The organism is Streptomyces yunnanensis (genome assembly GCF_029011865.1).
GTDB classification, from domain to species: Bacteria; Actinomycetota; Actinomycetes; order Streptomycetales; family Streptomycetaceae; genus Streptomyces; species Streptomyces yunnanensis.
In genome coordinates, this window is the sequence record NZ_CP095749.1 from 3,721,509 (window position 1) to 3,742,652 (window position 21,144).

The 21,144-nt window shown below is 71.9% G+C and carries 19 protein-coding genes; 12 read left to right on the top strand and 7 right to left on the bottom strand.

Annotated elements, in window-relative coordinates:
* Positions 1-5: 5 nt before the first annotated feature.
* The 8 genes from MOV08_RS16080 to MOV08_RS16115 all read left to right on the top strand — a co-directional run bounded on the left by MOV08_RS16080 (position 6) and on the right by MOV08_RS16115 (position 9,008).
* Positions 6-965: an SPFH domain-containing protein gene (locus tag MOV08_RS16080; RefSeq protein ID WP_275307834.1), complete on the top strand. Its 960-nt coding sequence runs from the start codon at positions 6-8 to the stop codon at positions 963-965.
* Positions 962-1,252 carry a type II toxin-antitoxin system antitoxin gene (locus MOV08_RS16085; protein ID WP_039633180.1) on the top strand — a complete coding sequence of 97 codons (291 nt, stop codon included), beginning with the start codon at positions 962-964 and terminating at the stop codon, positions 1,250-1,252. Before MOV08_RS16080 ends, MOV08_RS16085 begins: the two co-directional genes overlap by 4 nt.
* Before the next feature lie 209 nt (positions 1,253-1,461).
* Complete coding sequence (locus MOV08_RS16090; protein ID WP_275307835.1) at positions 1,462-2,148, top strand: ABC transporter ATP-binding protein; 687 nt, start codon at positions 1,462-1,464, stop codon at positions 2,146-2,148.
* Positions 2,149-2,204: 56 nt separating this feature from the next.
* Positions 2,205-4,523, top strand: a complete 2,319-nt coding sequence (locus MOV08_RS16095; RefSeq protein ID WP_275311795.1) for an FtsX-like permease family protein — start codon at positions 2,205-2,207, stop codon at positions 4,521-4,523.
* Between the two features lie 142 nt (positions 4,524-4,665).
* A complete protein-coding gene (locus MOV08_RS16100; RefSeq protein ID WP_039633184.1) occupies positions 4,666-5,190 on the top strand; it encodes a PadR family transcriptional regulator in 525 nt (174 codons plus the stop codon).
* Positions 5,187-5,873, top strand: coding sequence for an ABC transporter ATP-binding protein (locus tag MOV08_RS16105; RefSeq protein WP_039633186.1), 687 nt, complete (start codon positions 5,187-5,189; stop codon positions 5,871-5,873). The genes MOV08_RS16100 and MOV08_RS16105 overlap by 4 nt, the downstream gene beginning before the upstream one ends.
* Positions 5,870-8,287 carry an FtsX-like permease family protein gene (locus tag MOV08_RS16110; RefSeq protein ID WP_275307836.1) on the top strand — a complete coding sequence of 806 codons (2,418 nt, stop codon included), beginning with the start codon at positions 5,870-5,872 and terminating at the stop codon, positions 8,285-8,287. Before MOV08_RS16105 ends, MOV08_RS16110 begins: the two co-directional genes overlap by 4 nt.
* 94 nt (positions 8,288-8,381) lie before the next feature.
* A complete protein-coding gene (locus MOV08_RS16115; RefSeq protein ID WP_275307837.1) occupies positions 8,382-9,008 on the top strand; it encodes a Uma2 family endonuclease in 627 nt (208 codons plus the stop codon).
* A 3-nt stretch (positions 9,009-9,011) separates the two neighbouring features.
* Here MOV08_RS16115 and MOV08_RS16120 read toward each other — a convergent pair whose 3' ends face one another.
* Positions 9,012-9,971: a hydrogen peroxide-inducible genes activator gene (locus MOV08_RS16120; RefSeq protein WP_073443682.1), complete on the bottom strand. Its 960-nt coding sequence runs from the start codon at positions 9,969-9,971 to the stop codon at positions 9,012-9,014.
* Between the two features lie 141 nt (positions 9,972-10,112).
* Here MOV08_RS16120 and MOV08_RS16125 point away from each other — a divergent pair, with 141 nt between their 5' ends.
* Together MOV08_RS16125 and MOV08_RS16130 are read left to right on the top strand one after the other, a co-directional pair.
* Entirely contained in the window at positions 10,113-10,667 is a 555-nt protein-coding gene (locus MOV08_RS16125; protein WP_067347329.1) for a peroxiredoxin, read from the top strand.
* 5 nt (positions 10,668-10,672) lie between these two features.
* Positions 10,673-11,206, top strand: coding sequence for an alkyl hydroperoxide reductase (locus MOV08_RS16130; protein ID WP_018536447.1), 534 nt, complete (start codon positions 10,673-10,675; stop codon positions 11,204-11,206).
* Positions 11,207-11,316: 110 nt separating this feature from the next.
* Here MOV08_RS16130 and MOV08_RS16135 read toward each other — a convergent pair whose 3' ends face one another.
* The 4 genes from MOV08_RS16135 to MOV08_RS16150 all read right to left on the bottom strand — a co-directional run bounded on the left by MOV08_RS16135 (position 11,317) and on the right by MOV08_RS16150 (position 16,864).
* Positions 11,317-12,891 (bottom strand): AI-2E family transporter, encoded by a 1,575-nt coding sequence (locus tag MOV08_RS16135; protein ID WP_275307838.1) that lies wholly within the window; start codon positions 12,889-12,891, stop codon positions 11,317-11,319.
* Positions 12,892-13,014: 123 nt separating this feature from the next.
* Entirely contained in the window at positions 13,015-13,710 is a 696-nt protein-coding gene (locus MOV08_RS16140; protein ID WP_039633198.1) for an aggregation-promoting factor C-terminal-like domain-containing protein, read from the bottom strand.
* A 407-nt stretch (positions 13,711-14,117) separates the two neighbouring features.
* Positions 14,118-15,455 (bottom strand): PhoH family protein, encoded by a 1,338-nt coding sequence (locus MOV08_RS16145; protein ID WP_073443685.1) that lies wholly within the window; start codon positions 15,453-15,455, stop codon positions 14,118-14,120.
* 629 nt (positions 15,456-16,084) lie between these two features.
* Positions 16,085-16,864 carry an isoprenyl transferase gene (locus tag MOV08_RS16150; RefSeq protein ID WP_205370613.1) on the bottom strand — a complete coding sequence of 260 codons (780 nt, stop codon included), beginning with the start codon at positions 16,862-16,864 and terminating at the stop codon, positions 16,085-16,087.
* Between the two features lie 139 nt (positions 16,865-17,003).
* Between MOV08_RS16150 and mgrA the strand changes: the two genes are divergently transcribed.
* Positions 17,004-18,038: an L-glyceraldehyde 3-phosphate reductase gene (gene mgrA, locus MOV08_RS16155; RefSeq protein WP_275307839.1), complete on the top strand. Its 1,035-nt coding sequence runs from the start codon at positions 17,004-17,006 to the stop codon at positions 18,036-18,038.
* 695 nt (positions 18,039-18,733) lie between these two features.
* Here mgrA and MOV08_RS16160 read toward each other — a convergent pair.
* A complete protein-coding gene (locus MOV08_RS16160; RefSeq protein ID WP_275307840.1) occupies positions 18,734-19,471 on the bottom strand; it encodes a prepilin peptidase in 738 nt (245 codons plus the stop codon).
* Positions 19,472-19,512: 41 nt separating this feature from the next.
* On the opposite strand from MOV08_RS16160, the gene MOV08_RS16165 reads away from it, so the two are divergent.
* A complete protein-coding gene (locus MOV08_RS16165; protein ID WP_275307841.1) occupies positions 19,513-19,875 on the top strand; it encodes a DUF192 domain-containing protein in 363 nt (120 codons plus the stop codon).
* 26 nt (positions 19,876-19,901) lie between these two features.
* On the opposite strand, the gene MOV08_RS16170 is transcribed toward MOV08_RS16165, so the two are convergent.
* A complete protein-coding gene (locus MOV08_RS16170) occupies positions 19,902-21,113 on the bottom strand; it encodes a Cmx/CmrA family chloramphenicol efflux MFS transporter (protein ID WP_275307842.1) in 1,212 nt (403 codons plus the stop codon).
* Positions 21,114-21,144 lie beyond the last annotated feature (31 nt).

Consider the following 21,144-nt stretch of genomic DNA (forward strand, 5'->3'; position numbering starts at 1 on the left):
ACCCCATGACCGATACGACACCCGCCACCCCGACACCCGCCGCCTCCGCGGACGCCCCGGAGATGCCGGCGCCGCAGGTCCGCGAGCGTGCCGCGCACAGCATCCCGGGCGGACTGGCCCTGCTGCTGACCGTCCTGGGCGTCGCCCTCGGCGTCGTCGTGATCGTCGTCGGCGGCATCACCGGCAACAACGGCAACAAGGCGGCCGCCATCCCCCTGGTGCTCGTCGGGATCCTGCTCCTGGTCGGCTCGCTCTTCTGCATGACCGGCGTGAAGATGGTCGCGCCCGGCGAGGCCCGGGTGATCCAGCTCTTCGGGCGGTACGTCGGCACCATCCGCAACGACGGCCTGCGGTGGGTCAACCCGCTCACCTCGGCCCGCAGCATCTCCACCCGGATCCGCAACCACGAGACCTCGGTCCTCAAGGTCAACGACGCCTACGGCAACCCGATCGAACTGGCCGCGATCGTCGTGTGGAAGGTCGAGGACACCGCCCAGGCGCTCTTCGAGGTCGACGACTTCCTGGAGTTCGTCGCCACCCAGACCGAGGCGGCCGTCCGGCACATCGCCATCGAGTACCCCTACGACGCGCACGACGAGGGCGACCTCTCGCTGCGCGGCAACGCCGAGGAGATCACCGAGAAGCTCGCCGTGGAGCTGACCGCCCGGGTGCAGGCCGCCGGCGTGCAGATCATCGAGACCCGCTTCAGCCACCTCGCCTACGCCCCGGAGATCGCCTCCGCGATGCTCCAGCGCCAGCAGGCCGGCGCGGTCGTCGCGGCCCGCCAGCAGATCGTCGAGGGCGCGGTGGGCATGGTCGAGTCGGCCCTGGAGCGCATCAACGAGCAGGGCATCGTCGAGCTGGACGAGGAGCGCAAGGCCGCCATGGTCAGCAATCTGATGGTGGTGCTGTGCGGCGACCGCGCCGCCCAGCCCGTCCTGAACGCGGGCTCGCTCTACCAGTGAGCACCGACAGCCCCCAGGGGGCCGGCGCGGACCGCGAACGGCCCGCCGGCCGCCGGCCGCAGCAGCGCAAGCAGGTGCTGCTGCGGCTGGACCCGCTCCTCCACGACGCCCTCACCCGCTGGGCCGACGACGAACTCCGCAGCGCCAACGCGCAGATCGAGTTCCTGCTCCGCAAGGCCCTGTCCGACGCCGGACGGCTGCCGCGGGGCGCGGGCGCCCCGCCCCGCCGGGGGCGCCCGCCCAAGCGACGGGAGCCGGAGGACGGGACGGACGGACCGGCGGAGTGAGTCGGCGCGGGGCGTCGCCTTCCGGGGGCGACGGTCGGACGACGGGGTTTCCGGTGACGGGCGGAGGCGTGACCCACCGCCACTAGAAACCCCGTCTATACATACCGCGTATACACCTCATGTAGAGTTCGGTCGTGCTCATGGGACGGCGCCGCCATCGGCGCGCCCTGCCCTTGCCATGCCCTGCCCGTACTCCCGGAGGCCCGTGTATGACCCCGGCCGGTTCCCTGCTCGAAGCCCGTGCGCTGCACAAGGCGTACGGCCCGACGCCCGCGCTCGACGGCGCGGACTTCGCCATCCGCCCCGGTGAGGTGGTCGCCGTCATGGGCCCCTCCGGGTCCGGCAAATCGACCCTGCTGCACTGCCTCGCCGGGATCATCCGCCCCGACTCCGGCACCGTCCGGTACGGGACGCACACCCTGACCGAGCTCAGTGACGCGCGGTGCAGCGCGCTGCGCCGCACCGACTTCGGGTTCGTCTTCCAATTCGGCCAGCTCGTCCCGGAGTTGTCCTGTCTGGAGAACGTCGCCCTGCCGCTGCGGCTGAACGGCACCAGGCGCAAGGACGCCGAGCGGCAGGCCCGCGACTGGCTGACGCGTCTGGAGGTCGACGGGGTCGCGACCAAGCGGCCCGGGGAGATCTCCGGCGGCCAGGGCCAGCGGGTCGCGATCGCCCGCGCGCTGGCCGCCCGACCGCGGGTGATCTTCGCCGACGAACCCACCGGCGCCCTGGACTCCCTCAACGGCGAGCGCGTGATGGGCCTGCTGACCGACGCCGCCCGGGACACCGACGCGGCCGTGGTACTGGTCACCCACGAGGCCCGGGTCGCCGCCTACGCCGACCGCGAGGTCGTGGTGCGGGACGGCATCGCCCGGGAGACGGCGGGCGCGGCGTGAGCACCGACACGACGACCGCCGGGGGCGGGCTGCGCGGCTGGGCCCGGGACCTCGGCATGGGGGTACGGTTCGCGGTCGGCGGCGGGCGCGAGGGGTGGATCCGCACCCTGCTCACCGCGCTCGGTGTGGGGCTCGGCGTGCTGGTGCTGCTGGGCGCCGCGTCGATACCGACCATGATGGAGTCGCGCACGCAGCGCGGCGAGGCCCGGCTTCCCATGGAGCTGGAGAGCGAGGCGATGGCGCCGTCGGCGGCGACGCTGGTCGAGGCGGCGGCGGACACCGTTTTCCGCGGCGATCCCGTACGGGGAATGCTGCTGCGGCCCGACGGCGACCAGGCGCCCACCCCACCCGGGGTGAGCGCGCTGCCGGGGCCGGGCGAGATGGTGGTCTCCCCCGCCCTGCGCGAGTTGCTCGGCTCGCCGGAGGGCCGACTGCTGCGGGAGCGGCTGCACTTCAAGGACGTCGGGACGATCACCCAACCCGGGCTGATCGGGCCCGGCGAGCTCCTCTACTACGCCGGCAGCGCCACGCTCACCACGGATGACGGGGGCTGGCGGATCGCCCGTTTCGGCGCGCTCGTCAAGAGCGATCCGTTGGACCCGCTGCTCCTGACACTGATGATCGTGGGCTGCGTGGTGATGCTGATGCCGGTCGCCCTCTTCATCGCCACGGCCGTCCGGTTCGGCGGCGAGCGCCGGGACCGTCGGCTGGCAGCGCTCCGGCTGATCGGCGCCGACACCCGGGCGACCAGGCGGATGGCGGCCGGTGAGGCGCTGTTCGGAGCGGTGTGCGGGCTGCTGGTGGGGGCCGGCCTGTTCGTGGTGGCCCGGCAGTTCGTCGCCGACGTCACCGTCTGGGACATCAACGCCTTCCCGTCCGATGTGACGCCGGTCCCGGGTCTGGCGGCGCTGGTCCTGCTCGCCGTACCGCTGTCCGCGATCGGTGTCACGCTCTTCGCGCTGCGCCGGGTCAGCATCGAGCCCCTGGGCGTGGCACGCGACAGTGCCGGGCGCCGGCGCCGGCTGTGGTGGCGACTGCCGTTCCCGTTGGCGGGGCTGGCGCTGATGCTGCTCAACGGGCGGGTCGGCGGGCGCGACGGCGAGGTCAATCCGTATCTGGTGGCGGGCGGCGCGACGCTGTTCCTGGTGGGTGTGACGCTGCTGCTGCCGTGGGCGGTGGACGCGGCGGTGGCACGGTTCCGGGGCGGGCCGGTGCCCTGGCAGTTGGCCGTGCGGCGGCTCCAGCTCAGCGGGGGTGCGGCGGCCCGCGCGGTCAGCGGGATCACCGTCGCGGTCGCCGGGGCGATCGCGCTCCAGCTGTTCTTCTCCGCCATCCAGGGCGACTTCATGAAGGTCACCGGACAGGACCCGAGCCGGGCGCAGCTGCGGACCATGCTTCCGTCCCACGACATCGGCGCGATCCGGAAGATGATCAGCGAGTTCCGTGCGACCGAGGGCGTCCGGGGCGTCATCGCGTCCATCGGCTCGTCCGCCCGCCGGCCCGGTCCGCTCCGCAAGGGTGAGGAGTTCCGGCCCGGCACGCTGGTCAGCGTCGGCGACTGCCCCAGCCTGAGCGAACTGGCACGCACCGGCCCCTGCAAGGACGGCGATGTCTTCGTCGTCAAGGACAGCACCGGCACGGTCGACGAGGACTACATCACCGAGGTCGCTCGGCCCGGCGCCACGGTGGACTTCGCAGAGGACGACGGAAGGAGCGGACCGCCGCCCCACCCCCGGCTGTGGACCATCCCGACGTCGGCCCGCACCGTCGAGGCCCGTAAGGACCCCACGGGACAAGCGGTCTTCGGCCTCATGGTCACCCCGGGCGCCCTGGACCTGAAACTGCTGGAGCGTCCGACGGCCCGCGCCATGGTCAAGATCGACCCGAGCGTCCCGGACGCCGTCGAGCACGTCCGGAACACCGCGGCCCGGATCGACCCGCAGACGAGGGTCCTCACGCTCCAGAACACCGCCCGCGACAAGCAGTTCACCAGCCTGCGCACCGGTCTGCTCGCAGCCGCCACCGCGATGCTGGCCCTGATCGCCGCCAGCATGCTGGTGACGATGCTGGAGCAGCTGCGCGAGCGCCGCCGGCTGCTGTCCGTCCTGGTCGCCTTCGGCACCCGGCGGGCCACGCTGGCCTGGTCGGTGCTGTGGCAGACCGCCGTCCCGGTGGCCCTGGGGCTGGCCCTGGCGGTGGCCGGCGGCGCCGGGCTGGGCCTGGCGCTGCTGCGGATGGCCGGGAAGACCACCTTCGACTGGTCGGTGGTCTGGCCGCTGACCGCCGCCGGGGGCGCCCTCGTCCTGGTGGTGACGCTGCTCAGCCTGCCGCCGCTGTGGCGGTTGATGCGGCCGGACGGGCTGCGCACGGAGTGAGCGCACGCGGTGCGGGGCGGTCGCCGGCAGAAATCTGCGGCGACCGCCCCGCACCGCCGCCGCCCCGCACCTCCCCCGCAGAGCGAGCCGGTATACCACGTGCGTATACACCAGCGTTACAGCCCCGAGTAAGGTGGTCGCCATGTCAATCGGTCATACGCTGCTGGGCCTCCTGGAGTCCGGCCCCCGCCATGGCTACGACCTCAAGCGGGCCTTCGACGAGCACTTCGGGCAGGACCGCCCGCTGCACTACGGGCAGGTCTACTCCACGATGTCCCGGCTGCTGAAGAACGGCCTGGTCGAGGTGGACGGCGTGGAGGCCGGGGCGGGCCCGGAGCGTAAGCGGTACGCCATCACCGACGCCGGGATCACCGACGTCGCCCAGTGGCTGGCCCGGCCGGAGAAGCCCGAGCCCTACCTCCAGTCCACGCTCTACACCAAGGTCGTCCTGGCCCTGATGACCGACCGGGACGCCGCCGAACTCCTCGACACCCAGCGCGCCGAGCACCTGCGGCTGATGCGCGGCCTGACCGAGCGCAAGCGCGCCGGGGACCTCGCCGACCAGCTGATCTGCGACCACGCGCTGTTCCACCTGGAAGCCGATCTGCGCTGGCTGGAGCTGACCGCCGCCCGCCTGGACAAACTGGCGGAGGCGGTCGGCGGATGACGCCCGAGGGATCCCTGCTCGCCGCGGAGGGGCTGCGCAAGGCGTACGGCCCCACGCCCGCGCTGGACGGCGCCGACTTCTCCATCCACCCCGGTGAGGTGGTCGCCGTCATGGGCCCCTCCGGGTCCGGCAAATCGACGCTGCTGCACTGCCTCGCCGGGATCGTCCGCCCCGACTCCGGCACCGTCCGCTACGGCACGCACGCCCTGACCGAGCTGACCGACGCCCAGCGCAGCGCGCTGCGCCGCACCGACTTCGGATTCGTCTTCCAATTCGGCCAGCTCGTCCCGGAGTTGACGTGCCTGGAGAACGTCGCGCTGCCGCTGCGGCTGAACGGCACCAGGCGCAAGGACGCCGAGCGAGAGGCCCGCGACTGGCTGGCGCAGCTGGAGGTCGACGGCGTGGACGGGCAGCGCCCCGGAGAGATCTCCGGCGGCCAGGGCCAGCGGGTCGCGGTCGCCCGCGCGCTGGCCACCCGACCGCGGGTGATCTTCGCCGACGAACCCACCGGCGCCCTGGACTCCCTCAACGGCGAGCGGGTGCTGACGCTGCTGACCAACGCCGCCCGGGACACCAACGCGGCCGTGGTGCTGGTCACCCACGAGGCCCGGGTCGCCGCCTACTCCGACCGGGAGATCGTCGTCCGGGACGGCCGGGTGAAGGACATGGCGGGCCGGATATGACCCTGCTCCGCTCGCGGCCCCACGGCGAGCGGGACACCGCCGTACCCGCACCGCCGCCCGCGCCCCCGCGCACCGGCCCGGCCCGCTGGGCCCGCGACCTCGCCATGGGCATGCGGTTCGCGGCCGGCGGCGGGCGGGAGGGCTGGATCCGCACCGCCCTGACCGCCGCCGGGGTCGCCCTCGGCGTGGCGGTGCTGCTGTTCTGCGCCTCCGCCCCGACCCTGATGAACGCCTGGCACGGCCGGGAGAAGGCCCGCGAGAACCTCGGCCAGGCGCACCCGCCGCCGCGCAGTGACCGCACCGTCCTGTACGCCCACACGGACACCGTCTTCCGGGGCACCGCCATCCGCGGCCGACTGGTCCGCCCGGACGGCGCGCACCCGCCGGCGCCGCCCGGCATGCGACACCTCCCCGGCCCGGGCGAGATGGTGGTCTCGCCGGCCCTGAAGGACCTGCTGGCCGCCCCCGACAACGCACTGCTGCGCGCCCGCCTGAGCAGCTACCGGGTCGTCGGCGTGATCGGCGACGAGGGCCTGAAGGGCCCGCGGGAACTCACCTACCTCGCGCACAGCGACGCCCTCAGCGAGCTCACCGGCTACCGCATCGACCGCTTCGGCAAGAGCTGGGACCCACGGCCGCTGACCACGCCCGGCCTGGTCCTGGTGATCATGACGTGTGTGGCGCTGATGACGCCGGTGATGGTCTTCATCGGCACCTCCGTGCGCTTCGGCAACGAACGCCGGGAGCGCCGCCTGGCCGCCCTCCGCCTGGTCGGCGCCGACGTCCGCACCACCCGGCGGATCGCCTCCGGCGAGGTGCTGTTCGGCTCGCTGCTCGGGCTGTTGGGCGGCGGCGCGCTGTTCCTCGCCGGCCGTCTGCTGGCCCCGTCCATCACCCTGTGGGACATCAACGTCTACCCCTCGGACGTCACCCCCGGCCCGCTCGCCGCGCTGCTGATCGCCGTCCTGGTGCCGACCGCCGCCGTCCTGGTCACCCTGGTCGCCCAGCGCGGCGTCACCGTCGAGCCGCTCGGCATCGTCCGCAACCGCCCACCGGTCCGCCGCCGGCTGTGGTGGCGCGTCGCGCTGCCGGTCGCCGGCACGGCCCTGCTGGTCCCGATGGCCATCCGGCAGGGCCCGATCGACGATCCGCTCGCCGCCGGCTGCCTCGCCGGCGGCTCCGCGCTGCTGCTGTTCGGCGTCACCGCGCTGCTGCCCTGGCTGGTCGACCGGGTCGTGGGCCGGCTGCGCGGCGGCCCGGTCACCTGGCAGCTGGCGGTCCGCCGGCTCCAGCTGAGCAGCGGCCCGGCGACCCGCGCGGTCAGCGGCATCACCGTCGCGCTGGCCGGCGCCGTCGCCATCCACATGCTGATGACCGGCTCACAGGCCGGCTACGCCGCCGCGTACGCCGAGTCCGGGCGGGTGCCCCAGATCAGCCTGTGGGGCAACGGGGCGAGCTGGCAGCAGACCGAACGACTGCTGAGCGCGCTGCGCGCCACCCCGGGGGTCACCACTGCCCGCGGCCTCCTCGACGCCAACGCCGGCCGGATGCCCACCCCGGACCACGACACCGGCCGCGACCTCCCCGGCATCATCGGCGTCGGCACCTGCGCCGAGCTGCGCAAGGTGGCCCACCTGCCGTCCTGCCGGGACGGCGACGCCTTCGTCACCGACGGCCACCGGGACTCCGGCACCGAGAGGGGCCTCACCCCCGGCGCCACCATCAACCTCAACCCGCCGGACTACGACGAGCCCGCCCCGACCCCCCGCCCCTGGACGGTTCCGCCGTCCGCCCGCGCCGCCCAGCTCGCCCCGCTCCAGGACGGCCACCGCCTCTACTACGACCTGCTCCTGACCCCCTCGGTCCTCGACCCGAACCGGCTCACCAGGCCCAGCGTGGAGGCGCTCGTCCGCTTCGACCGCGACACCCCCGACGCCGTCGAGCACATCCGCAACACCGCGGCCCGGATCGACCCGACGATGACGGAGGGCTCCTCCATCGACAACCCGCACGACCGGCAGTACGACGGCATCCGCACCACGATCTTCATCGGCGCGGTCGTCACCCTGCTGCTGATCGGCGCGGGCCTGATCATCTCCACCGTCGAGCAGCTCTACGAACGCCGCCGGCTGCTCTCCACCCTCGACGCGTACGGCACCCGCCGCGCCACCCTGGGCTGGTCCGTCCTGTGGCAGACCGCCCTGCCGGTCGCCCTCGGCCTGGCCCTGGCGCTGTCCTGCGGACTGGCCCTGGGCTCCCTGCTGCTCACCATCATCGGCAGCGACGTGATCGTCGACTGGCCGGTGGTCGCCGGCATGACCGCCATCGGCGGCGGCGTCATCCTCTTCGTCACCGCCCTGAGCCTGCCGCCGCTGTGGCGGATGATGCGGCCGGACGGCCTGCGCACGGAGTGACTGTCCCCGAACGAATGAACATTGTCGTACGGGACGAGAACGGCCACCTCTGCCTACGATGATGGTCTCGACACCAGCCCATGGGAGGCACGCAATGTCCGCGGCAGCTGTCGAGCGTCCCTACGCGCCGGCCCACAAGCCGCTGACGCTCCTTGAGCAGGCCGACCAGCTCATGGAGCAGCTTCCGGGGTACCGCGTCGAGATTCTCGGAGGCGTTCTCACCGTGACCCTCCCCTCGGATCCCGGCCATGCGCTGGGGCTGAGCCGCCTGAGGCGCCCATTCATGACAGCAGGATTGGACGGCGGCGAGACCGAAATCCTCGAAGGCGTTGGGCTGTGGCTACCGGACGGTCCGGCGGATTACGCCATTCCCGATCTCTCTGTAGTCGACGCCGACTTCGACGAACACGTCGTGGAGTTCGAGTGCTGCGATCCAGCGGTGTTCCGGTTGGTCCTTGAAGTCACGTCCGGGAACTACACCAACGACCTGCGTAAGAAGGTCGCCGCCTACGGATCCGCGAACGTCCCTGTGTACGTGATCGTCGACCGCAAGCACGAGCGCCTCCACGTCCTCACCGAGCCCATGGAGGACGGCTACGCCGTTCACCGCATCCATGTAGCGGGAGAGAAGGTCACGCTTCCGGAATCGATCGGGGGCACCGTCACCCTCGATGTCGCGCAGATTCTGGAAGATTCCAGGCGCCGCACCTCACGCCACTGACCCTCACCCCTCCACAACCCGCACCGGCAACCCCCGCATGGCCCCCCGCAGCGCCGCCGCGAACTCCTCGAACTCCGGCTGCCGGGCCGAGCCGCTGCGCATGGCCAGGGCGATCCGCCGAGAAGGTGCCGGGTCGGCGAAGTAGCCCGTGGTCAGAAGGTCGTTGCGGGCGGTTTCGACGCGAAGTGCCGTACGCGGCAGGAGAGTTACTCCCAGACCGCCGGCCACCAGCTGCACCAGCGTGGAGAGCCCGGCCGCACTCGTCGTCACCGGTGTGTTCTCGTCCCGGCCCGCCTCGCGGCAGATGTCCAGCGCCTGGTCGCGCAGGCAGTGCCCCTCGTCCAACAGCAGCAGGTCGAGCTGCTTCAGGGCCGCGCGGGGGATGTCGCCGCGCCCGCCGAGCCAGTGCTCCTTCGGGGCCACCAGCACGAAGTCCTCGTCGAACAGCGGGATTTCGGTGACCTGGGGGACGCCGAGCGGCACCGCGAGCAGCAGCAGGTCCAGCCGGCCGTGCGCCAGTCCGTCCAGCAGCGAGGTGGTCTGCTCCTCGTGCACCTGGAGGTCCAGCTCCGGGTAGGTGTCGTGGACCAGCCGCAGGACGGCGGGGAGCAGATACGGGGCGACGGTCGGGATGACGCCGAGGCGGAGCACGCCGGTGAACGGCGCGCGGGCCGCCTCCGCCTCCTCCATCAGCGCGCCGACCGCGTCCAGGACGGCCTGGGCGCGGACCGCCACCCGCTCCCCCGCCGGCGAGAGCAGCACCTTGCGGGTCGTACGCTCCAGGAGCTGGACACCCAGGGTTTCCTCCAGCGCGGAGACGGCTCCGGAGAGCGCGGGCTGGCTCATGCCGATCTCGGCCGCCGCCTCCCGGAAGTGCAGGTGCTCGGCGACCGCGGCGAAGGCCCTCAGCTGGGCCAGGCTGGGCTGGCGGGGCCGCCCGCCGGGGTTCGTGGGGGATGCCACTGATAACCGCCTCCGATCAACATCTACAAGTCTAACTATTTCCCTGATCAATGCCTGCTGTGGCACTGTGGATCCCGTCCAAGCCTCAAGGAAAGACCAGAAAGCGCCCCACAAGGGACTTTCTTGTAACAAGGAGAGCGCGTGCTCACTGTTGGTGACAAGTTCCCCGAGTTCGACCTGACCGCCTGCGTCTCGCTGGAGAAGGGCAAGGAGTTCGGGCAGATCGACCACAAGACCTACGAGGGCAAGTGGAAGATCGTCTTCGCCTGGCCCAAGGACTTCACCTTCGTGTGCCCGACCGAGATCGCCGCGTTCGGCAAGCTGAACGACGAGTTCGCCGACCGTGACGCCCAGATCCTCGGCTTCTCCGGCGACTCCGAGTTCGTGCACCACGCCTGGCGCAAGGACCACCCGGACCTGACCGACCTGCCCTTCCCGATGCTCGCCGACTCGAAGCACGAGCTCATGCGCGACCTCGGCATCGAGGGCGAGGACGGCTTCGCGCAGCGCGCCGTCTTCATCGTCGACCCGAACAACGAGATCCAGTTCACCATGGTGACCGCCGGCTCCGTCGGCCGTAACCCCAAGGAGGTCCTGCGGGTCCTGGACGCCCTGCAGACCGACGAGCTGTGCCCCTGCAACTGGAGCAAGGGCGAGGACACCCTGGACCCGGTCGCCCTGCTGGCTGGTGAGTGACACCCATGGCTCTCGATGACCTCAAGTCCGCCGTTCCGGACTACGCCAAGGACCTGAAGCTGAACCTCGGTTCGGTGATCGGCAACTCCGACCTGCCGCAGCAGCAGCTGTGGGGCACGGTGCTCGCCTGCGCGATCGCCTCGCGCTCCCCCAAGGTGCTGCGCGAGCTGGAGCCGGAGGCGAAGGCGAACCTCTCCGCCGAGGCGTACACCGCCGCCAAGTCGGCCGCGGCCATCATGGCGATGAACAACGTCTTCTACCGGACGCGCCACCTGCTCTCCGACCCGGAGTACGGCAACCTGCGCGCCGGTCTGCGGATGAACGTCATCGGCAACCCCGGCGTGGACAAGGTCGACTTCGAGCTGTGGTCGCTGGCCGTCTCCGCCATCAACGGCTGCGGCATGTGCCTGGACTCGCACGAGCAGGTGCTGCGCAAGGCCGGTGTCGAGCGCGAGACGATCCAGGAGGCCGTCAAGATCGCGGCCGTCCTGCAGGCCGTCGGCGCCACCCTCGACGCCGAGGCCGCCCTCGCCGAGTAAGGCACGGCGGAGCGGGCGGCGCACGCCCCCGCACCACGCAACAACGCGGAACCCCCGCGGACCTGGTGTCCGCGGGGGTTCCGTGCGTTGCGGGGGGGGACCGCCGGCCGTTACTCGTCCGCCGGCTGCTCGGAGTGCCGCGGCGGCGGGGTCGGTGCCACCGCGAGCGCGGTCGCGCCGCGCGGCGGCACCGTCATCCGCAGCGCCTGCTCCCGGGAGTACGAGCGGAGGTAGCCGACGACGGTATTGGTCACGGCCACCAGGGGCACCGCCACCACCGCGCCGCCGATGCCGCCGATCAGACTGCCCGCGGCGACCGAGAGGATCACCGCCAGCGGGTGCACCCGGACCGCCCGGCCCAGGATGAACGGCTGGAGCACATGGCTCTCGATCTGGTTCACCGCCAACACCACCGCCAGCACCAGCAGCGCCGTGAAGACGCCGTCGTGCCCCGCGACCAGCGCGACCACGCACGCCAGCGCGCCTGAGACCACCGCGCCGACCAGCGGGATGAACGCGAAGAGGAAGACGAAGACGGCGAGCGGGACGGCCAGCGGCACGTCGAGGAAGTAGAGCCCGATGCCGATGAAGGTGGCGTCGATCAGGGCGACCAGGACCGTGCCGCGGATATAGGCGGTCAGCGTCCGCCAGGCGCGCGGTCCGGCGCCCGCCACCCCCTCCCGGGCCGCGGCCGGGACGAGCTTGAGGAACCACTCCCAGATACGCCGGCCGTCGTAGAGCAGGAACAGCGTGGTGAACATCGCCAGCACGATGCCGGTGAACAGCTCCAGGACGACCGTGACGCCCTCCAGCCCGGCCGACGTTATCGCCTCGGTGTTGGCTCCGACCGCGTCCTGGAGGTTCTTGGCGATGTGGTTGATCTGGCCCTCGGTCACATGGAACGGACTCTTGAGCAGCCAGCCCTTCAGCTCGGTGATGCCCTCCTGGATGCGGCTGGACACCGAGTCGATGTTGCCCTGGACCTGCCATACGACGAACCAGCCGACCAGGCCCATCACCACGAAGCCGGCGATGAAGGTCAGCGCGGTGGCCGGCCCGCGCGGCACGTTGCGCTGCCGCAGCCACGCCACGGTGGGCTGGAGCAGCGCCGTGATCAGCAGCGCCGCGATGAAGGACAGCACCACCAGCGAGATGGTGGTGATCACCTTCGCCAGCACCCACACCGTCCCGGCCAGCACCAGCAGCCGCCAGCCGGCCTCGGCCGCGACCCGGACGCCCCAGGGCACCGCGGCCACCGGATCCGGGCGGGCCGCGACGGCCGGCGCATAGGTCGGCGGCGCGGGGACCGACTCGGGCGACCGGGCGGCGGCGGGGGCCTGGACCGGCTCCGCCGGCTCCTCGGGCTCCTCGGGCTCCGCCGGCGCGCTCGCCGCCCGCTCCTGCGCACCGTCCACAGTGGCCACGGCATCGGCGGCGGTCATCGCGGCCGGCCCCCACACGGCCGGCACGGTGCGCCCGTCGGGCCCGCCCTCCGCGGCGAGGCTCTTGGTCGGGACCCGCAGGGCGTACCCGTCCAGGCCGTTGGCGCGGCCGGCCGGCACCGGCGCATCCGTGTCGCCGGCAGCCTCGGTGGCCTCGGCACGGCGGCGCTGCTCCTCCAACCGCTGCGAGAGCCGCGTCAGACCGGCGCCTAGGCCGCCGACCCACTGAGGCAATCTGGACATGTCGCTTCCTCTTCCCCGCCCTTACGGCACAACTGACGTAACGACGTTACCTGTGCCGGATGCGCGAAACCCCCGACGCGTCGCGTTCGGGGGTTTCGGAGCGTGGTGAAGCTGCCAGGCGGCCTAGTACCAGCTGTTCGCCTGCCAGAACGACCAGGCACCGCAGGGGCTGCCGTACCGGCTGTTCATGTAGTTCAGGCCCCACTTGATCTGGGTGGCCGGGTTGGTCTGCCAGTCGGAGCCCGCGGAGGACATCTTCGAGCCGGGCAGCGCCTGGACCAGGCCGTAGGCGCCCGAAGAGGCGTTGGTGGCGCGGTAGTTCCAGCCGGACTCGCGCTCCACTATGTTGCTGAAGCACTGGAACTGGTCGGACGCGATCATCTGGCGCGCCATCGCCTGGGTCTCGGCGATGGAGTAGGAAGCCTTGGCGACGAAGTCGCTGGCGTCGCGGACGGCCGAGCGGGAGGCGACCTGCGCCTTCTCACGCTCCTTGGCGTCCTTCTCCGCCTTCGCCTTGTCCGCGGCGTCCTTCTTGCTCTGCGCGGTCTCCGCAGCTGCCTTGCGGGCCGACTCCTGTGCGGACTTCAGGGCCGCCGTGTCCGCCTGGGTGGACGCCGAGTCCGCCTGCTGCGTCAACGACGCCGTCTGCACCTGGGCCTGTTGGCCCGCGGGGATGTCGGCGATCGTCGCGTCGGCCGCGGTGGCCTCGGTGTTGCCGACCGATGCCTGGCTGCCCGACGCAACGCCGACGACGGCGCCGACGGTGGTGACCGCGGTGGCAGAGGCCACTGCGAATCCCCGGACCGAGATCCGGCTCACACGCTTTCCTTCCAGCATCGCCCGCTTAGGTGACCTCGCGGACGCAATCGTGCCCCTGGCGCTGGCCTCCCCTTGTTCCGGCGCCTGTTGAGCGGTGGCGTCGGCTGGTCACGGGAGGCACTGACCCGGTACGTCCCCCTCGGGGGTCCGCGTGGTGCTTGGGCGGCATACGGCAACTCGCTATGAAGTTCGGGTCGTCCATACACCTCGAGGGTGCGTCTGGGCCGTATGCGGGGCCTGACAGGACCCAGACTCTGCCCGAACGGGCTACCGGGAAGCAATTCCCCATCGGGTGTGAAAGCTCACACCTCGTTTGCCTCTCGGGATTTCCGGATATCCGAGCGCACACGAGCGCCGCCCGGCTAAGCTCCTTCGCTTCGCCGGGCGGCGCGCCGTTCCACAACGGGTCAGATCCTGCCGTCCTCCAGCATTTCGGTCACCAGTGCGGCGATCGGCGAACGCTCCGAACGATTGAGCGTGACGTGCGCGAAGAGTGGATGCCCCTTCAGTTTCTCGACGACGGCCACCACTCCGTCGTACCGCCCGACCCGGAGGTTGTCGCGCTGGGCGACGTCATGAGTCAGTACGACCCGGGAATTGGCCCCGATGCGGGACAGAACGGTCAACAGGACGTTCCGCTCAAGCGACTGGGCCTCGTCCACGATCACGAACGCGTCGTGCAGCGATCGGCCGCGGATGTGGGTCAGCGGCAGCACCTCCAGCATCCCGCGGGCGACCACCTCCTCGATGACGTCCTTGGTGGTCACCGCGGACAGCGTGTCGAAGACGGCCTGCGCCCAGGGGCTCATCTTCTCCGCCTCGGTGCCCGGCAGATAGCCCAGCTCCTGCCCGCCGACCGCGTACAGCGGCCGGAAGACCATCACCTTGCTGTGCTGCCGGCGCTCCAGCACCGCCTCCAGCCCGGCGCACAGCGCCAGCGCCGACTTGCCCGTACCGGCCCGGCCGCCCAGCGACACGATGCCGAGCTCCGGATCGAGCAGCAGGTCCAGCGCGATCCGCTGCTCGGCACTGCGGCCGTGGATCCCGAACGCCTCCCGGTCGCCGCGCACCAGCCGGACCGCGCCCTCCGGGGTGACCCGGCCCAGCGCCTTGCCGCGCTCGGACAGCAGGACCAGCCCGGTGTGCACCGGGAATTCCTCCGCGCCCGGAACGTGCGCGGTCTCGGCCGCGAACAGGTCGTCCACCTGCTCGGCGGAGAGGGCGAGTTCGGCCATGCCGGTCCAGCCGGAGTCGGTGATCGCCAGCTCCGCGCGGTACTCCTCGGCCAGCAGACCCACCGAGGACGCCTTGATGCGCATCGGCAGGTCCTTGGAGACGACGGTGACGTCGAACCCCTCGGCCTGGAGGTTGCGGGCGACCGCGAGGATCCGCGAGTCGTTGTCGCCGAACCTGCTGGGACCGTTCAGGAAGGCGGCGGGCAGCAGTCCCGGGTCGGAGTGGTTCAGTTCGACCCGGAGCGTCCCGCCGAGTTCCCCGATGGGGATGGGGGCGTCCAGTCGCCCGTATTGCACGCGGTACTCGTCCAGCCGGCGCAGCGCCTGCCGCGCGAAGTAGCCCAGTTCGGGATGGTGCCGCTTGGCCTCCAACTCCGTGACCACGACGACCGGCAACACCACCTCGTGCTCGTCGAAGCGGGACATGGCGGACGGATCCGCCAACAGGACGCTGGTGTCGAGTACATAGGTGCGCCGGTCGCTCTCACGGCGCTTCTTGCTGTTCACCACGGGTGGACGAACCCCCTCGGATGAGGTCGGGGTGCGACGACGTCGCCGGGGACAGGACCGGGTTCTGACCGCGCTGCGCGGGCCGAACGCCGGCCCTCCGCGTCGTCCGTGCGGTACGCACGATCGTCCGTGATGCGCAAAGGGCCTCCCGGGCGGGCGGCCCCATGCCGCCCGCTGAGATCCGGCACCCGATGGCTTGTTTGTTCCGGGCACCGACCTGCCAGGGATATTCCCTTCAACCCCCGCGCCCATGCCACGGCATATGACGCACGCTCGATGAACCTTTGGTTACAGGTGCCCGCTGACCGGCGGAAAGACGGGCGAAGCACCCTCCGAACAGGGACGCGGCACCGGAGGCGCCCCGAAGGAGGGGCGCCGGAGGGGGCGTCAGGAGAGGCATCGTCAGAGCGCGGAAGACGCGCCATCGGGGACATGTGCCCGGGCGCCGTCGGGGCGCACACGGCGCCCCGCCGCCCGGGCCCACCCCCGGAAGACGGCCGAATCACACCGGGCAACGTGACCGGAATCCGACCCCGCGAGCGAAGCGGGGCCCCGATCCTGTCCCCGAAGTCCCGTCGTCCGCCCGGAGGGACTGCCGGGCACCGCCCGGCAGCCGGGAACGTTGCGGGCTAGAGCCCGAGGCGTCGGTGCCGGGCCGCGTAGTCGCGCAGGGCCCGCAGGAAGTCGACCTTCCGGAACGCCGGCCAGAAGACCTCGCAGAAGTAGTACTCCGAGTGGGCGCTCTGCCAGAGCATGAAGCCGGACAGTCGCTGCTCACCGCTGGTGCGGATCACCAGGTCCGGATCCGGCTGGCCCCGGGTGTAGAGGTGCTCCGAGATCAGGTCGATGTCGACGATCTCGGCCAGTTCCTCGAAGGTCGTGCCGCGCTCGGCGTGCTCCAGCAGCAGCGAGCGCACCGCGTCCGCGATCTCCTGCCGGCCGCCGTAGCCGACCGCGACGTTGACCAGGACGCCCTTGTTGTCGAGGGTGTCCTGCTCGGCCCGCTTGAGCACCTGCTGGGTCGCGTCGGGCAGCAGGTCGCGGTTGCCGACGTGATGGACCCGCCAGCGGCCGTCCGCGGCCAGGTTGCGCACGGTGTTCTCGATGATCCCCAGCAGCGGGGTCAGCTCGGCCGCCGGCCGGTCGAGGTTGTCCGTCGAGAGCAGCCAGAGCGTGACGACCTCCACATCGGTCTCCGCGCACCACCCCAGCAGCTCGTCGATCTTGGCCGCACCCGCCAGGTGGCCCTGCTCGGCCGACAACCCGTCGGCCCGCGCCCAGCGCCGGTTGCCGTCCAGGATGACGCCGATGTGCTTGGGCACCTGGGTGTGGTCCAGACGGCCCTCCACCCTGCGGGCGTACAGCCGGTAGACGAGGTCGCGCAGTGCAGGCGGATACGGGATGCGCATCCCGGAAGATCGCAGCATGTGTGGTCCAGCCCCTCCGTACCGATGGCCATCGCCCCGTCGCCTAAAGGGGCAACTTTACTTCTCGGCTGTCTCAACAGCCCAATCAGGTATGTCACAAGTCCGTGATAGGGAGAGGACCATGACCACTGGCACTGACTACCGCGCCGCGGATTCACGCTATGCCTCCATGGAGTACCGGCGCACCGGCCGCAGCGGCCTCAAACTCCCCGCTATCTCTCTCGGACTCTGGCACAACTTCGGGGACGATCGCACCCTGAGCTCCCAGCGGGCGATTCTGCGTCGCGCCTTCGACCTGGGCATCACCCACTTCGACCTGGCCAACAACTACGGACCGCCGCCAGGGTCCGCCGAGCTGAACTTCGGCAAGATCTTCGCGCAGGACTTCCGCGGCTACCGCGACGAGCTCGTTCTCTCGACGAAAGCCGGATATCTGATGCACCCCGGCCCCTACGGCGAATGGGGCTCCCGGAAATATCTGCTCTCGTCGCTGGATGCCTCGCTCAAGCGGATGGGCGTCGATTACGTCGATATCTTCTACTCGCACCGCTTCGACCCGGAAACCCCGCTGGAGGAGACGATGGGCGCGCTGGCGTCCGCCGTCCAGCAGGGCAAGGCGCTGTACGTCGGGGTCTCCTCCTACAACGCGGAACAGACCCGCGAGGCGGTCCGGATCCTGCGCGAGATGGGCGTGCGCCCGCTGATCCACCAGCCCTCGTACTCCATGATCAACCGCTGGATCGAGGACGACGGGCTGCTGGACGCCCTGGACGACGCGGGCATGGGCTGCATCGCCTTCGCGCCGCTGGCCCAGGGCATGCTCACCGACAAGTACCTGAACGGCGTTCCCGAGGGCTCGCGCGCCTCGCAGGGCAAGTCCCTGGACCCGAACCTCCTCACCGACGAGGTCGTCCGGCGCCTCCGCGGACTCAACGAGATCGCGACCCGCCGCGGCCAGTCGCTGGCCCAGCTCGCGCTGAACTGGGTCCTGCGGGACCAGCGCATGACCTCCGCACTGATCGGCGCCAGCAGCGTCGCCCAGCTGGAGGCCAATGTCGCGGCGCTCGACGCCCCCGCGATCACCGAGGCGGAGCTGGCCGAGATCGACACGCTCGCCGAGACGACGGAGGGCGTGAACATCTGGGCCCGCCGTTGAGGGTGCCTCCCACGTAGCCGGCGTCCCCGCCGTGCCGCCTGACGGCGGGTTGTCGCGTTGTCCGCCGCGGTGCGAATCCGCTGCGCGGGGCTGTTCGGCCGCGGTGCGAATCCGCTGCGCGGGGCTGGTCGGCCGCGGTGCGAATCCGCTGCGCGGGGCTGTTCGGGTGCGGTGCCGGGTCTGCGGGGCAGGGGTTGTCCGGACTGCTGCGCTTTACGTCCGGACAACCCCTGCCCCGCAGACCCGTCCCCTCCCGTTGGTGGTCATGAAAACGGTGAGTCGGGGCGCATGCCGGTGGGCCCCTGCGGCTTCGTTGTGGAGTGGTGACCGTCACCGGACCACCGGCGTGAGGCTGGACGCACCTGTCTTTCCCACCCCTCAACGGGAGGGGACGGGCCGGAGGGGGTGGTGTGCAGGACGTAAAGCGCAGCAGTCCTGCACACCACCCCCGCAGGCCCGTCACCGCACCCAACAGCCCCGCGCAGCGGACCCGCCCCGCGCAGCGGACAACGCAACAACCGCCGTCAGGCGGACACGGCGGAAACGCCGGCTACGTGGGAGGCCAGCCAAGTGCAACGAAAAGCGGGCCGGTCCGTGGGGGGGATACGGACCGGCCCGAGGGGGGGCTTCCACCATAACCCCGCGGGAGGGGTGCTTCGTGCATCGCGGGGTGGTCGGCGTGGCTCGGGGTGGGGTCAGGGGGATGCCGCGGCGCCCAGGAGGAGGCCGCAGAAGGCTCCGATGATCATGAAGGGGCCGAGCGGGAGGGTGGCCTTGCGGTCCGTGCGGCGGGCCAGGAGGAGGCCGGCCGCGAAGAGCGCGCCGATCAGGAGGCCGGCCGCGCCGCCGGTGAGCAGGGTGGGCCAGCCGTACCACCCAAGGGCGACGCCCAGGCCGAGCGCCAGCTTGACGTCGCCGCGGCCGAGGCCGGCGGGGTTGAGGAGGTGGAGGAGCAGGTAGAAGGCGGCCAGGGCCGTGCCGCCGAGGAGGGCGCGCAGCCAGCTGCCGGTGTCGCCGGTGAGCCAGCCGACGGCGCCGAGGGCGGTGGCCGCGGTGCCGGCCAGGGGCAGGGTCAGCACGTCGGGGAGGCGCTGCACCCGGCGGTCGACGAGCGTCAGGAGGACCGCGAGGGGCGTCATGAGCAGCCAGACGGCGAGTTCCGGGCGGGCTCCGGTGGCCGTGGCGAGCGCCGCGCAGGCGAGGGCGGTGACGGTCGCGATCGGCGGCGCGGGCGGCCCGTACGGTGCCCGGCAGTGCGGGCAGTGGCCGCGGCCCAGCCAGCCCCGGGCCGCGCCGGTGAGCGGATGGCCGTCCGGGCAGTGCGCGCGCCAGTCCTCTTCGGGGTCCACGGAGAGGCGGTGCGCGGGCCGCGGTATGAGGAGGCCGGTGGCGGCTCCGTAGGCGGCGGCGAGGGCGATCAGCGTGACGGACACGGGCTCGACCCTAGAGCGCGGCGGTTGGTACAACGGCGGGCATGGGGAGTTGGGTGGACGGGCGGGGCGTTCTGGAGGTCGCGGGCGTCGAGGTTGCGGTGGAGGTCGCGGCGTCCTACCGGGCCCGGACCCGGGGGTTGTTGGGCCGGGACGGGATCGTGGGGGCGCTGCTGCTGACGCCGGCGAGCGGGGTGCACACGTTCGGGATGCGGTTCGCGATCGATGTGGCCTATCTGAGCCGGGACTTCGTGGTGGTCGACGTGTGCACCCTGCGGCCGGGGCGGTTGGGGCGGCCGCGGCTGCGGGCCCGGCACGTGGTGGAGGCGGAGGCCGGGGCGATGGCCGGGTGGGGGTTGCGCCCGGGGGTGCGGGTGCGGGTGCGGGTCGGGGGCGCCCGGGGGTGATCGCCCTTGGTGCGTGGGGTGTTGGGTCAGCGCTCAGTGGTGACGCTCGCCGGGGTGCGCGGTGGGACAGGGAGCGGTGCGGGCGCGGTACGGGTGCGGCGTTGGAGGGCGGCGGCCCAGGCGATGGCGAGGAGACCGAGCAGGCCGGTGGCGGCGCCGACCCAGGCGACGGAGGGGTAGCCGAGTCCGGCGTCGATGGTCGCTCCGCCGAGCATGGGGGTGAGGGTGATGCCGACGTTGAAGGCCGAGGTGTTCACGGCGGGGACCAGGGTGGGGGCGTCGGCGGCCAGGTGGAAGACCCGGGACTGGACGACGGGGTTGACGAGGTAGGCAGTGAAGCCGAGGAGGAGGACCAGGGCGAGGGTGGTGGGCAGGTCGGCGGCGGCGAGGGCCAGGGCAGCGGAGGCGAGGGTGAGGAGGGCGGCGCCGAGGGTGAGGGTGCGCAGCGGTGCGGAGTCGGCGTACCGGCCGCCGACGGTGATGCCGATCAGGCCGCCGACGCCGTAGAGCGAGAGGACGGCGGGGACCCAGCCCGCGGGGAGTCCGGTCACCTCGGTCAGGAGTGGGGCGAGGTAGCTGAAGGTGACCACGCCGGCGCCGAAGGTCAGGGTGGTGATGAGGAAGGAGAGCCAGAGCTGGGGGCGGGCCAGACCGGTCAACTCGCGGCGTATGGAGGGGATGTGGGTGGTGCGGCGGGTGGCGGGGAGGGCGGTCAGGAGGGAGAGGGTGCTGAGGACGGTCAGGGCCGCCACCGCCCAGAACGCCGCGCGCCAGCCGGCGTGTTGGCTGAGGAGGGTGCCGGCGGGCACACCCACGACGGTGGCGAGGGTGAGTCCCATGCCGACCACGGACATCGCCCTGCCCCGTGATTCCGCCGGCACCAGGCTCGCCGCGGTGGCGGCGGCGACCGCCCAGAAGCCGGCGTAGGCGAGGGCGCTGAGGATGCGGGTGGCGAACAGGACGCCGTAGGCGGGTGCCAGCGCGCCGATCACATGGCCCGCGACGAAGACCAGTTGGAAGGCCACGAGTGCGGTGCGGCGCGGGACCCGGAGGGTGGCGACGGCGAGCACCGGGGCGCCGACGACCATGCCGATGGCGAAGGCGGAGACCAGCAGGCCGGCGTCGGGGATGGAGACGCCGAGGTCGGTGGCGATGTCGGGGAGGAGGCCGGAGAGCATGAACTCGGAGGTGCCCTGGGCGAAGATCGCCAGGCCGAGGAGGTGGACGGCGAGGGGCATGGGGTCCTTCTCGGTGTGTGGGGTTGTTTTG